This is a genomic window from Atopobium sp. ICM42b, assembly GCA_000564995.1.
Classification (GTDB): Bacteria; Actinomycetota; Coriobacteriia; order Coriobacteriales; family Atopobiaceae; genus Lancefieldella.
The window spans coordinates 66770-80284 of sequence record JDFH01000003.1 but is presented as its reverse complement, the minus strand read 5'-3'; the positions used below and the strand labels follow the sequence as shown (position 1 = coordinate 80284).

Here is a 13515-nt window from a genome sequence, read left to right as displayed (position 1 = left end):
CTCCCCCAACTTTTTTAAAATGAACTGCTAATCCCGAATTAGCAGATTAGTGCCTAAAGTGACGCTTGCCTGTAAACACCATTGCAATGCCGTATTCATCACAAGCAGCAATAGATTCATCATCTCTGACCGATCCGCCAGGCTGAATGATAGCCGTTACGCCATGAGCTGCTAATGTGTCAACGTTATCTCGGAATGGGAAGAAGGCATCAGATGCTGCCACAAGATTCTTTGAATCAATTCCCATGCGCTCACAAGCTGCCTCTGCACGCTCACACGCGAGAAGAGCGGCGTCAACACGATTAGGCTGACCTGGTCCCATACCAATTCCAGCCTGATCTTTTGCAACCAAAATTGCATTTGACTTAACGGTCTTACAAACTTTCCAAGCAAATACCAAATCGTTCAGCTCTTCTGAAGTTGGCTGGCGCTTGGTAACAACCTCAAAGCTCTCTGCGGTTTCATCTGCATGATCAAGGTCTTGCACCAACAATCCGCCGTCAACAGTTTTCATTTCGAGCTCACGGCTTCTATCGATTCCGCCCGTAGCTAAGACGCGAAGATTTGTTCTCTTTGACAGGCGCTCAAGAGCCTCTTCTGTAAAGCTTGGTGCAATAAGAACCTCAACAAACTGCTTATTGATGTCTGCAAAGTGCTCAACAAACTCCAGAGGAACCTCTCTATTAACTGCAATAATTCCACCAAACGCAGAGATTGGATCGCAAGCAAATGCTCGATCGTATGCCTCAACAACATTTTCTGCCGTAGCAGATCCACAAGGATTCTGGTGCTTCAAAATAATGACTGATGGCTCATCAAACTCACGAACAGCAGCCCAGGCTGCATCAGTATCAAGTAAATTGTTGTAAGACAAGGGCTTGCCCTGAAGTTGCTGAGCGTTTGCCAGAGAGTGTGCGGGAGCTCCAGGCATCTTATAAAACGCTGCGGACTGCTGAGGATTTTCTCCGTAACGAAGATCTTGTTCTTTTGTTGCCTTTACCAGCAAAGTCTCTGGGAATGTACTCTGCTCTGCTTCAACAACACCAGAAAGGTATGCGGCAATAGCGCCATCGTATGCAGCCGTTGTCTTAAATACCTTCAAAGCCAGCTGCTGGCGAGAAGCCCTTGTAGTTGCACCGTCATGGACACGCATCTCATCAAGAACACGACCATAATCTGCCGGATCAACAACAACCGTAACAAAATCATTATTCTTTGCAGCAGAGCGGAGCATTGAAGGTCCACCGATATCGATATGCTCAATTGCATTTTCAAGAGTTACTGATGGATCAGCTACAGTCTTCTCAAACTCATAGAGATTAACGCAGACCAGGTCAATCATGCCAATACCATTATTCTCTGCGTCTGCGACATGACCGGGATTATCTCTACGGCATAAAAGACCACCATGAACACGAGGATGCAGCGTCTTAACGCGGCCGTCCATCATCTCTGGAAATCCGGTATAAGACTCAATAGGAACTACAGGCACACCAGCCTCTTCGAGGATTTTTGCAGTTCCTCCTGTTGAAATTACCTCTACACCAAACTCTTTAGTAAGAGTCTGTGCAAATTCAACAATACCTGTTTTGTCTGTTACCGAGATTAGTGCACGTTTGATAGGGGCCTCAGCCATTGCCGCTCCTTTGTGTTCGACACTTGCTATCAGAAACACTTACAGCCTATCAGCTGCGAAACACTACGTACTAGATGTAAACAAACTTGAAACTATTCTATAATCTTCCGCTGTAAAACACCTGAAAGGAACTGTTTCATATGTCTGCCGATACTCCAATCATAGTCCCCTTCGAAGATACTGACTTACCAGAACTTATCTCAATCGTTGAACGCGTCTGGTACTTGGACGGCGATGAATCTAAAGAAACCAGTAGGTCTCTGGCTACCATTGATATTTCTTACTACATTGGTGTTTCAACTCATCGTTTTGTTGCAAAACACGGAAATACAGTTCTCGGCTTTATTTTCTGCTCCAACGGAGAAGATCCAGAAGATAAGCAGAAATGGATTGAGCTTGAAAATGCCTCAACCATTACAGCTAAAAAGCTCTTAAGCCCGAAAGACTTTGAAGGTTATGAAGCCGCTGGTACCGTCGAATCAAATCTGATCCGCAAATACTGGAATGAAGGAGTCAAAATTCCCAAGTGGGAAATTACACTATTCTGCGTAAGCCCTGCTGCTCAAGGAAAAGGTGTCGGCGGTATGCTCTTTTCCTATATGCTCAATTTTTTGAAAGAACAAGGAGCTAAGCATTGCTTCCTTGCAACAGATGATGACTGCGACATTAGTTTCTATCAACACAAGGGTCTTGTCTGTAAAGATGAAGCTCCGGTTAAAGCGAACGGACAAGACTTTGGATTTGCCTATATCTATGCGGGAGATCTCTAAGAATGAGTTCTTGCATTGGAAGATTTGCGCCAACTCCTTCTGGAAGGATGCACCTAGGCAACGTTTTCTCAGCGCTTATGGCTTGGGCCAGCGTTCGCTCCCAAAATGGCAGCTTAATTCTTCGCATTGAAGACTTAGATATTCGTGCTCATAATCCTCAATACACCTCTCTTCTCCTGGATGATTTACAGTGGTTGGGACTAACTTGGGACAAAGGTCCGTATTACCAAAGCACACGCACGGAGCTCTACCAGGACGCTCTTTTAGATTTGAGGCAGCAGGGACTCTTGTATCCTTGCTTTTGTTCCCGAGCAGACTTACACGCTGCACAAGCCCCTCATGCCAGCGATGGTGCATATGTCTATGCGGGAACCTGCCGCGACCTGAGCAAATCCGAGCGTAAAGAGCTTTCCAAACATAAAATTCCAGCAACTCGCATACGAGTTCCTAATAAGACCTACGCGTTTGAAGACAAAGTCTACGGTCCTACATCACAAAACCTTGCTGGATCATGCGGAGACTTTATTGTTCAACGTGCAGATGACGTCTTTGCCTATCAACTTGCTGTAGTAGTTGACGATGCTGACATGGGCGTAACTGAAGTAGTTAGAGGATCAGATCTTCTTTCATCTACTCCCAGACAACTTTATTTACAAGACGTGCTTGGTTTTTCTCATCCCATCTATGCTCACCTCCCACTACTTGTTGCGCCAGATGGCAGGAGACTTTCTAAACGCAATCACGATCTAGATCTTGGTGTTCTGAGAGACCAAGGAAAAACACCAGAAGAGATTCTTGGCTTTCTGGCTTATTGCATAGGTCTTGCAGAAAAAGAAGAACCTCTTTCTGCAGTACAAGTTGCCAATCGCTTTTCATGGGATGTACTTCGCGCTCACCGAAAAAACGTGGTTGTTGAGCATTTTTCATATGTTTTGTAAAATGTCTTATTGTGAGTGACGCCAGTTCGGGGTATCATTCTCAAGCACCCATTTTGGAGAGCTGACCGAGAGGCCGAAGGTGCTCGCCTGCTAAGCGAGTATGGGCCCCAAGCCCATCTGGGGTTCGAATCCCCAGCTCTCCGCCAGAATTTTCTGCTCGTTGCATCTCTGCAACGAGCTTTTTTCTTACCAAGAAGAACTTTTTCTAAGATTAGTCTTGCATTTTCAACTGGAAAATGGCATTCTATCTACTTGCACGCGGCGTTACCTCAGCTGGATAGAGGACCTGACTACGAATCAGGGCGTCATAGGTTCGAATCCTATACGCCGCACCACTTGAACTTAGGAGCTCCTTCGGGAGCTCTTTTTTATTATCTACCTGGTCTTAAAGCTACTTCGCCGGAAGAGCTTGCATACAAATACTGATAAGAAATACCAGCTTCATCAAGCTCATCCATTACCTCAGCCATGCATGTTTCCGCCATGATGACCTCCAGATACCCTTGTGGACTTAGATCTTTTAAACCCACTCTGCCTTGGTCTGAAATCCACTTTCTTAAAGTTGCAAGTTGCTCTGATGCAATATGGATCTCTGAATAAAACTCCTTGTGGCCGAATCCAATTATTGCCGCACTGCCCTGAACAAACTGCCTTAATACAATTTCTTTCTGTACCTCTACCAGACCTTTCATAGCCACCTCTTTCTTCCTTTACTGATCTCAGTATAGCAAATTTATAGAACATATGTTCTATAAATCAGTAAAAGAAATGGTCTTCACAATTCACTAGAAGACCATTTCAGAGATTGAATCAATTGTGATTAAAAAGAGAAACTATTCTGGTCGAATAACCTCGATGCCACCCATGTAAGGACGGAGCGCCTCGGGCACGGTAACAGAGCCATCTGCGTTCTGATAATTCTCCATAATTGCAGCCATGGTACGGCCAACTGCCAGACCGGAGCCGTTAAGCGTGTGAACTAGACGGGTGCCCTTGAACTCTGCTGGATCCTTATAGCGGATGTTTGCACGACGAGCCTGGAAATCCCAGCAGTTAGAGCAAGAAGAAATCTCCTTGTATGCGTTATAGCTTGGGAGCCAAACTTCAATGTCATAGCACTTGCATGCAGAGAAGCCAATGTCACCAGTGCAGAGAGTAACCACGTGATAAGGAAGACCCAGAAGCTGGAGGATCTTCTCGGCTTCCTGAACCATGGACTCAAGCTGATTCATCGAGTCTTCAGGCTTTGCAAACTTGACCATCTCTACCTTGTCAAACTGGTGAACACGGATGATGCCACGGGTATCTCGACCAGCTGAACCTGCCTCCTCGCGGAAACATGGAGTGAATGCGGTATAGAGCAGAGGGAGCTGAGATGCGTCCAGAATCTCGTCACGATGGATGTTTGTAAGCTGGACCTCAGCAGTTGGAATGAGGTAGAGGTCAGGCTGTACGTGATAGAGGTCCTCTTCAAACTTAGGAAGCTGACCAGTGCCAAACAGAGAATCCTGATTTGTGATAACTGGTGGCCACCACTCTTTGAAGCCTGCCTGGTTATGTGTATCAATCATGAAGTTGATAAGCGCACGCTCCATGCGAGCGCCCATGCCGCCAAGAAGATAGAAGCGAGTTCCTGCAAGCTTTACGCCACGGTCAAAATCAATCATGCCCAGCTCGGGTCCAAGATCCCAGTGCGCCTTTGGCTCAAAATCAAACTGAGTTGGCTCTCCCCACTTGCGAACCTCAGGGTTATCGGAGTCATCCTTGCCATAAGGAACGGATGCGTCAGGAATGTTTGGAATAGCTGCAACAAGGGCGGTGAGCTCTTCCTCAACCTCTCCGCGGCGCTGATCAAGCTCTGCGATGCGATCTTTGTTAGCTGCTACCTGCTCTTTAGCTGCCTCAGCCTCTTCCTTCTTGCCCTCACGCATAAGAAGGCCAATCTGCTTAGAAACAGCGTTACGCTCTGCCTGAAGAGACTCAACCTCGGCAATTACGCTTCTGCGCTCCTCGTCAAGCTCAAAGAATTTCTCGCGATCCCAATGGGCGTTTTGCCTGGACTCGCAAGACTTATCTACGAGGTCAGGATTCTCGCGCACAAATTTGATATCAAGCATGCAGCTTCTCCTTGAATCAACACTTTTTAGCAGTGCATTTTTTCTTATAGCTTACCAAGTATATACTTGTATCAGATTCTTAACCCTTCACATGTTCTGGAGCTAGATTATGGACGCAATTAACTCATTTGTCGGCTGGCTTTTTGGCGATAAGACCGGTGTGTTGTTCCTCGTACTTGGTGGAATTCTGCTCTTTTTGGTCATTTCCTTTGTGTTAGAGCGCAAAACTAAGAAGATGTATTTCAACCATAAAAAGACCGAGGACGACTGGGATCTCCTTGGCGACGACCAAGAGGGTTGGTCTGACTTTGAATCAGATAACAAATAGGTAACAAAAAAGCCCCGTAAAGGGGCTTTTTAAATACAAGTGGTGCGGGCGAAGGGACTTGAACCCCCATGAACTTGCGTTCATACGGACCTGAACCGTACGCGTCTGCCAATTCCGCCACACCCGCGTGCTAGGGAATAATACTACAACATTTTGTTTTCTTCTAATGGAAAAACAATAGATATATAAGAAAATTCTTTTCAGCGGTAGAATATAGACAGTCACGGCCGACAAACACACTTTAAACACAGGAGGTTGCCGTGAGTGACTCGCGGTCACAGACCACGCAAACTACATATCTACATTCACCTTCTGTTCAGCAGGCATCGCCTGCGGCTGAGCCAGAAATTTTGCTGGACCGATATCGCGTTCTTGCTCGCAGAGGTAACGGAGGCTTTGGCACCGTTTGTACCTGCTGGGATACCCGTTTGCAGAGACGCGTAGCCATTAAACGCATGCCATTGTTAGGGGCTTCCGAGACTCCCGGCGTGCTTGCTTCAACTGTTGACGAAGCTCTTTCTGAAGCAAGAACCGCTTGTTTGCTGGCGCATCCCAACATTGTGACTGTTCATGACTTTGAGATTGAAGGCGATTACGCCTATCTGGTCATGGAGTTTGTTGATGGCCTTAATTTATCGGAGCTTTTGGCTCGTGTTGAGGGTGGCTACCTTACCTATACCGAAGCTGCTCACATGGTGTCTTCACTTGCAAAAGCGCTTCAATATGCCCATGAAAACGGTGTACTCCATCTGGACATCAAGCCAACAAATATCATGATTGACCGCCAGGGTACGGTAAAACTTGCTGACTTTGGTATGGCAACACTTGCCTCAGCTGCTGGTTATGGTGGTGCTCGCGGAGGTACGGTAGGTTACATGCCTCCTGAACAGGTTGAAGGCATGCTTGTTGACGAGCGCGCTGATATTTTCTCGCTTGCTGTTGTTTTGAGACAGGCGCTAACGGGCGTCAATGTATTTGCGGGCAGAACGGCTAAAGAATCCCTTGATCACATCTACAAGGGCCCAAAGATTCCTCTGCTCAAACAAGATCCCGAGGTCCCCTTTGCTGTAGATGCCGCCTTGACGCAGGCACTTTCCCCTGAACCGTCCATGCGACAAGGCAGTGTGTCTGAATTTGCGCAAGAAATTGTGACTCCTCTTGGCGGCGAAAAGCAGGGCGAGAAAAGCCTCAAATCCCTGGTGGAACAGTCGGAAGAAGAGGAAACCGAGACCTGGGACGTCAAGCATCTTCCGCTCTCAATCCGCTTCCCCTGGCTGCCTTCGGCTGCCGTGCGTGGCGTATCAGCCCTGGTCGCCGGCGTTCTTCTCGCCCAGTTGTTCCAGCTTATTGCTCCAGAATCGCTCACGTTTATTGTGGTGGGCTCTCTTGTAGGAGCTGCGGCGGCCGCTCTTTGGACTCCGTTGGGTTCTGCGCTTGTCATTGCATGCGCGGTATATGCCCTGGTAAGCATTAGCCCTACCAGCACTTCATTCCCGTTTGCGACGCTTGTAACCTTGGTAAGCGTTATCTGGTGGGCCTTTGCAGGAAGGGTCTCAAAATTTAGCAGCATCAACTGCTTATTAGGAGCTTTATTACCTGCTCCTGTTTCAGCACCAGCGCTTGTCTCCGCCACTATGCGTCCGCTACCTGCAGTTTTAACAGGAGCTTTTAGCTATCTTTTTGGAATACTGTTTGCAAGAGGCATATCTTTGGGCTTTGCGGCAACTCCTCTTGCCTATGACTACACCTCACTGGCCTCAGGACTTCCTTTTTGGATTCGCTTTGGAGCATGCGCTCTATCTGCTCTTTTAGGCGCGCTTATGAGCCAGAAAAGACGTCGCGGATGGATGGTTTTTGGACAAATTGTCTGCGCCATATTGCTTTCAAGTGGCTTTATATGGGCAGCTTGGATGGAGAATCCCAATTTTTGGGTAGTTGAAAGTATAGTTTCTGTACTAATTACGGTATTCTTATGTGTACTTGTATGTATTGCAATTGTCCTGATAGGTCCACTTGACGCGGATCAGGAAGGCGAGGAATTAGATGAGCTTTCTTAGTGACTTTGAAAACCGTATTGGTTCGGTCTTTGGTGCCGCACCTCAGGGATACGCAGAGCCTTTCTCTTTTAAGAAGCTTGCCAAACGCGCAGCTAAAGAGATGGAACGTGAGACGTATGAGATTGATGGTGTAGACACTGCGCCTGCCCTGTATACCGTTTTAGTTGCTCCTCAAGACGATTCACTGATGCGTCCTCTTTATGCTGATCTAACTGCAGAGGTTTCTGACTTCGTGGCTGCTCAGGCTCAGCAAAAAGATTATGTATTTGTTGGTCAGCCGCTTGTTCGTTTTATGGTTGACCCATCTCTGAAGCCTGGAAAATTTGCTGTCTTTGCAGAAAACGTTGACGGCAATACGCTTGACCAGCTACGCAATGAAGAGCGTGCTTTCTTGGGTGGAAACTCCAGTGTTGGAGGAGCTGCAGCTCAAATGCCTCAGCAACATAATTCCCGCGCTGCTGTTCAGCCAGAACCACAGCCAGAGCCAGATCCTCTGTCTGTAGTTAGACCCGTTTCTGCAGATAATGCAACGCCAGAGGTTTTGGGAGATCTTGCTGGTACAGACGCCGGTCTTGCGGTAATGCCACCAGACTTTGTTGAGGCTCAAGGCGCAATTCCTGTTGTTTCAGCAGCTGAGTCTACCCCTATGCCTGTTCTTCCAAGCTCAAACGGGCTTCCAGACCTGCCCGTAAACGGAGCTATCCCAACAGCAGCTCCTGTTCCTATGACTCAGCGTCGTATCACGCCTTCCCTTGATGCCCAATTAAACGGCGCGGGAGGTCGTTCTTCTCGCAATCTGCAGGGCACGCCACGCGCAAACATGGACGCTACCTGCATTTTGATTGATCGCCAGAGCGGTCGTTCGTATCGCGTTGAGGCTCCTCGTGCCATTATTGGTCGCGAGCGCTCTCAGGCAGACGTTGTTTTGCGCGATCCTAACGTTTCAAGACGTCACGCCGAGATGACCTATGACGGTCACGATTGGCACATTGCTGATTTGCACTCCACTAACGGAACGCTTGTCAACGATATCGACGTAGATGAGGTAATTCTGCGTGACGGAGACCTCATTACCATTGGTCTAATGGACCTTCAGTTCCGGGAGAACTAATGATTGATTTGATTCTCTTTGCAGGACGTGTTCTGCTTGTTGTCCTGTTGTACATCTTCCTGTTCTCAGTCATGCGCACGGGCATTGGTCTTGTCCGCGGTCAGCGCAAAGACGGAGCTATTTGGTCCGTTGATGTCGAGAAGGGCGTCAAGTCCTTACGTGGTCTTCATGTAGATATCTTGGGACCCGTTGTTATTGGACGCTCCCCTTCGTCTGATATCGTGATTGACGAACCTTACGTTTCTGCTTCACACGCCCGCTTTACTATCCAGGGCCCTGCTCTGGTACTTGAAGACCTTGGGTCCACAAACGGAACCATGGTTAATGGTCACATCATCGAGCAGCCTGTTACCCTTCGCGACACAGACGAAGTCCAGGTCGGCGATGTGATTATGCGTGTTGGACGTCGATAAGAGGCTCATGGTTTCTTCTGATACAACACATACTTCTGATACACCTACACAAGAGCCCGTGAGTGCTCCTGGTCGTTGTGAGCTGCCACTTGATGGTCGTTGTGACGCAGAGGCGGTTTCTGGCTCTAACACCTTTATTTCTTGGGGCGCCCGCTCTGACGTGGGATTAGTTCGCGAGCATAACGAGGACTCGTTCCTTTTGCGCACTCCCCTTTTTGCCATCTGTGATGGTATGGGAGGTCATGCCGCTGGTGAGGTAGCAAGCTCCATTGCTGTTAAGGTTATTGCCGAACGGGCGCCAAGTACCGCAGACGATGTCCGTCTTGGTGCTGCAATTGAGGCTGCTAACCAGGAAGTTATTGATGCCCCTGCAAAGGGTATTGGCAAACCCGGTATGGGCTCCACCGCCTCTGCTGTCCTCATTGAGGGCAATCAGATGGCCGTTGCCCATGTTGGTGACTCTCGCATTTACCTGCTCCATCATGGCACGCTGGTCCGCATTACTCACGACCACAGCTATGTTGAGGAGCTCATTGATTCTGGTCAGATTACCGCTGATGAGGCTCGCACACACCCTTCTCGCTCGGTAGTTACGCGAGCTCTTGGCTCTGACCCAGACATGTACGCAGATCATTTCTCGCTTGAAGTATCTGATGGTGACCGCATCATCTTGTGCTCCGATGGTCTCTCTGGCATGGTGCCCGACGATGAGATTGAGTCCATTGCTGTCTCTAACGTCACGCCACAAAAGGCTGCCGATAACCTTGTTTCCGCAGCTCTTACCTATGGCGGCTCAGACAACATTACCGTTATTGTCATCGATGTCTTGGACGACGGCATAGCCGATCAAACCAGAAAACACCTTACTCGTGGCGTCATTGCCACGTTTGTCTCGTTCCTTGCGCTCTTTGCAGCCACTGTTGCGGTGTTCTTCCTGTTTGTAAGCAGCGAGTGGTACTTAGGGATTAACGGAACTACCGTTGGCGTTTATCGAGGTATTCCTACAACAATTGCCGGCATAAACATGTCTTCGCTTGTTGAAACTACGTCGATTGAAATAAAAGATTTGCCCGACGCAGTTCAAGACTCTCTTGCAGACGGAATTCGCGTTAAAAACGAGGATGAAGCACATAGCACCGTCGAGAATTACCGCAAACAAATTGACGACGCCAACAACAAAGCAGTCAAAAAGAAAGAAGACGTTCAGTCTGGCGGAACACCCACAACAGAAACAACAACGTCAACAACAAGTTCGGGAGGTGAGTAGGAATGAAAAAAGCAGGTGGACTAAGGCGTAATACAGAGCTCTTCTTACTATTTGTAGGAGCAATCCCTGTATTTCTGCTGTACGCCATGTACATGATTACTGCTCGCTCAACGCTCAGCCTTGAGACAATGGCCGTTCCTATTGGTCTCTTTGCAGCATTTACCGTGGCTCACATTGCTATTAGGTTCCTTGCTCCCGCAGCAGACCCCGCCATTCTCCCCATTGTGTTTGTGCTCTCGGGAATTGGCATCACCATGGTCACCAGACTTGCGCCAAATCTCGCAGTCAACCAAACGATTTGGCTCTTTATCTCTGTTGTTGTCATGATTGTGGTACTAGCGGTCATTAGAAATCTTGACGCGTTAGCACGCTACAAATACTCCATTGGTATTCTCGGCGTCATACTGCTTCTTTTGCCAATTGTTATTGGCCAGGACCGCTATGGCGCAAAGCTCTGGATTTCTTTTGGCGCATTCACCTTCCAGCCTGGCGAAATTGCAAAGATTGCCATTACGCTCTTCCTGGCGTTTTATCTAGCACTGAATCGAGAAGCCCTATCGGTCTCCATGCGTTCTTTTGGACCTTTCCGCATTCCTCGCTTTAAAATGCTGCTTCCTCTGTTTGTCATGTGGGGCATCAGCCTGATTGTTGTTATTTTTGAACGCGACCTTGGTAGCGCTCTGCTCTTCTTCGTGTTCTTTGTCATCATGCTCTATGTAGCAACAGGTCGCGCAAGCTACGTTTTTGTCAGTATTGCGCTCTTGGCCATTGGCGGCGTGGTGCTTTATCACTTCTTTGGTCACGTTCAGACTCGTGTCAACATTTGGCTGGACCCCTTCAAAGACCCCGCTGGAGACGGCTACCAAATTGTCCAGTCACTTTATTCCATCGCAGATGGAGGACTAGCGGGTACCGGAATTGATAAGGGAATGCCTACACTTATCCCTATTGTTGAGTCTGACTTTATTTTCTCGGCCATTGCTGAGGAGCTGGGACTCTTTGGCGGAGCGGCAATTATTACCCTGTTCCTGCTCCTTACTGTGCGCGGTCTTGCAACAGCGGCTCGTGCAAAGTCCGATTCATCTGCTTTTGCGGCTGCTGGTCTTACCAGTGTTTTGGCGTTCCAAACCTTCCTCATTGTTGCAGGCGTTACTAAGCTCATGCCTCTTACCGGCGTTACCCTGCCCTTTATGAGTCAGGGCGGTAGCTCTCTTCTTTCCAGCTTTATCATTGTTGCCCTGCTGCTCAGGGCAGGTGACGAGGGAACTGGTCGCGAGACAGAGCTTGAACCAAGCAAGAAAACACTTGACTCCCAGAGGCTTGAAATTTCTTCTGGTGGAGCTCACGCCTCTTCCGTTTTGCATGGCAGCCACATCCGTGGAGGCTTTGGCCTGCAGTCTGAGGAATCCGGTGTTCTGGGACGTGTTGCTCTTGGAAAACGTCTGACCAATTTGGTTACCGTATTTACCCTCTTCTTCACCGTTCTTCTCGGCAACTTGACCTTCTTGATGGTCATTGACGCACCTAGAATTCAGGCACTTCCTACCAACAACCACACTATTGCTAAGAGCGCATATGTTCAGCGCGGCGCCATCATGACTTCTGACGGCGTCACTCTGGCAGAGAGCGTCAAGCAAGACGACGGCACCTACGTGCGCAACTATCCGCACGACGGCATGGCTTCTCACACCGTTGGCTACATCTCAACCCAGTACGGAACTGCAGGTATCGAGTCCACCATGAACGAAACGCTCACTGGTCACGCAGATCATTCCGACTGGAGAAGCGCTCTGTACTCGATGGCAGGCGTTAATACCGCTGGTTCAAGCGTTGTTCTGACCATCAATTCCCAGATGCAGGCTGTAGCAGAAGCTGCACTCCAGGGATATTCCGGCTCCATTGTTGTTATGGATCCAGCCACCGGAGCCGTGCTTGCAAAGGCTTCAAGCCCTTCATACACCCACGCTGATCTGGGTACCATTATCGAGTCCGGCACCGGTAGTCAACTGGTCGACAGAACTACCCAGGCGCTCTACTCCCCTGGCTCGTCGTTTAAGACCGTTACACTTTCTGCTGGTATTGATACGCACACCACCACGCTGGACACCACCTATTCTGCTCCAGGAACTATGGAGCTTGGCGGTGGAACCATCCACAACTACGCCAACGAGGACATGGGCACTATTCCTCTGCGCGAGGCATTTGCTCGCTCTTCTAACACGGCGTTGGCGCAACTTGGCGTAGCACTTGGCGCAGACAACCTGGTCAGCTATGCACGTGCCTTTGGTTATGGCACCGCACTTGGTCAGGACTTCTCCACTACACCATCGTTGATGCCAAATCCTGCCGAGATGACCACCTGGGAGCTTGGCTGGGCATCCTGCGGTCTTCCTGTTGGAGAGCATGCAAGCCCTGCAGGTCCTCAGACCACCGTCATGCAAAACGCTGTTGTTGCGGCTGCAATTGCTAACGGCGGCGTGGTCATGAACCCTTACATCGTTGATCGCGTTCTCTCGCCAGAGGGAGCTGTTGTTTCTACAACGTCCCCAAAATCGCTTGGACAGGCAGTGTCTGCGGATACCGCCGCGCAGGTCCGAGAGGCAATGTTGGGCGTTGTTGAATCCGGCACTGGTATGGGAGCGCGCGTTCCGGGTGTCAAGATTGCAGGTAAAACAGGTACGGCAGACGTCGAGAACGGTAACTTTAACTCGTTCTTCATCGGTTTTGCGCCTTACGACCACCCAACCCTTGTTGTTTCTGTTGTCATCGAAGGCAACGGCGAGAACGTTTTAGGTTACGGTGCTCAAGTTGGCGGACGTGTTCTTGCGCAGTGCCTGAACATCCAGGCTTTGGGAGCTGCTTCGTAGCGCCTAAAACA

At 48.9% G+C, this 13515-nt stretch carries 11 protein-coding genes and 3 tRNA genes; 10 read left to right on the top strand and 4 right to left on the bottom strand.

Annotation, left to right across the window (positions count from 1 at the left end; all coding sequences use genetic code 11):
* Positions 1–46: 46 nt before the first annotated feature.
* On the bottom strand, positions 47–1636 hold the full coding sequence (gene purH, locus HMPREF1493_RS01270) for a bifunctional phosphoribosylaminoimidazolecarboxamide formyltransferase/IMP cyclohydrolase (RefSeq protein ID WP_035427184.1): 1590 nt from the start codon (positions 1634–1636) through the stop codon (positions 47–49).
* Positions 1637–1776: 140 nt separating this feature from the next.
* Between purH and HMPREF1493_RS01265 the strand changes: the two genes are divergently transcribed.
* The 4 genes from HMPREF1493_RS01265 to HMPREF1493_RS01250 all read left to right on the top strand — a co-directional run bounded on the left by HMPREF1493_RS01265 (position 1777) and on the right by HMPREF1493_RS01250 (position 3679).
* A complete protein-coding gene (locus HMPREF1493_RS01265; RefSeq protein ID WP_035427183.1) occupies positions 1777–2406 on the top strand; it encodes a GNAT family N-acetyltransferase in 630 nt (209 codons plus the stop codon).
* 2 nt (positions 2407–2408) lie between these two features.
* Positions 2409–3344 (top strand): tRNA glutamyl-Q(34) synthetase GluQRS, encoded by a 936-nt coding sequence (gene gluQRS, locus HMPREF1493_RS01260; protein ID WP_035427182.1) that lies wholly within the window; start codon positions 2409–2411, stop codon positions 3342–3344.
* 55 nt (positions 3345–3399) lie between these two features.
* Positions 3400–3490, top strand: a tRNA-Ser gene (locus tag HMPREF1493_RS01255).
* Positions 3491–3602: 112 nt separating this feature from the next.
* A tRNA-Arg gene (locus HMPREF1493_RS01250) sits at positions 3603–3679 on the top strand.
* Between the two features lie 36 nt (positions 3680–3715).
* Here the strand turns inward: HMPREF1493_RS01250 and HMPREF1493_RS01245 are convergent.
* Both HMPREF1493_RS01245 and serS read right to left on the bottom strand, forming a co-directional pair.
* A complete protein-coding gene (locus HMPREF1493_RS01245) occupies positions 3716–4036 on the bottom strand; it encodes a hypothetical protein (RefSeq protein ID WP_035427181.1) in 321 nt (106 codons plus the stop codon).
* 141 nt (positions 4037–4177) lie between these two features.
* Positions 4178–5461, bottom strand: coding sequence for a serine--tRNA ligase (gene serS, locus HMPREF1493_RS01240; protein WP_035427179.1), 1284 nt, complete (start codon positions 5459–5461; stop codon positions 4178–4180).
* 109 nt (positions 5462–5570) lie between these two features.
* Here serS and HMPREF1493_RS01235 point away from each other — a divergent pair, with 109 nt between their 5' ends.
* A complete protein-coding gene (locus tag HMPREF1493_RS01235) occupies positions 5571–5789 on the top strand; it encodes a DUF6724 family protein (RefSeq protein ID WP_035427177.1) in 219 nt (72 codons plus the stop codon).
* Positions 5790–5829: 40 nt separating this feature from the next.
* Here the strand turns inward: HMPREF1493_RS01235 and HMPREF1493_RS01230 are convergent.
* Positions 5830–5916: transfer RNA gene (locus HMPREF1493_RS01230), tRNA-Leu, on the bottom strand.
* Between the two features lie 133 nt (positions 5917–6049).
* On the opposite strand from HMPREF1493_RS01230, the gene HMPREF1493_RS01225 reads away from it, so the two are divergent.
* From HMPREF1493_RS01225 to HMPREF1493_RS01205, 5 genes are read left to right on the top strand one after another with little or no spacing between them, the layout of a single operon-like run.
* Positions 6050–7846, top strand: a complete 1797-nt coding sequence (locus tag HMPREF1493_RS01225; protein WP_035427176.1) for a serine/threonine-protein kinase — start codon at positions 6050–6052, stop codon at positions 7844–7846.
* Positions 7833–8957, top strand: a complete 1125-nt coding sequence (locus HMPREF1493_RS01220) for an FHA domain-containing protein (protein ID WP_035427174.1) — start codon at positions 7833–7835, stop codon at positions 8955–8957. The genes HMPREF1493_RS01225 and HMPREF1493_RS01220 overlap by 14 nt, the downstream gene beginning before the upstream one ends.
* Positions 8957–9370: an FHA domain-containing protein gene (locus tag HMPREF1493_RS01215; RefSeq protein ID WP_012809422.1), complete on the top strand. Its 414-nt coding sequence runs from the start codon at positions 8957–8959 to the stop codon at positions 9368–9370. Before HMPREF1493_RS01220 ends, HMPREF1493_RS01215 begins: the two co-directional genes overlap by 1 nt.
* 7 nt (positions 9371–9377) lie before the next feature.
* Positions 9378–10637: a Stp1/IreP family PP2C-type Ser/Thr phosphatase gene (locus HMPREF1493_RS01210; protein ID WP_232215480.1), complete on the top strand. Its 1260-nt coding sequence runs from the start codon at positions 9378–9380 to the stop codon at positions 10635–10637.
* Positions 10638–10639: 2 nt separating this feature from the next.
* The gene (locus HMPREF1493_RS01205) at positions 10640–13504 is read left to right on the top strand and encodes an FtsW/RodA/SpoVE family cell cycle protein (protein WP_035427171.1); all 2865 of its coding nucleotides are present in this window, start codon (positions 10640–10642) and stop codon (positions 13502–13504) included.
* Positions 13505–13515 lie beyond the last annotated feature (11 nt).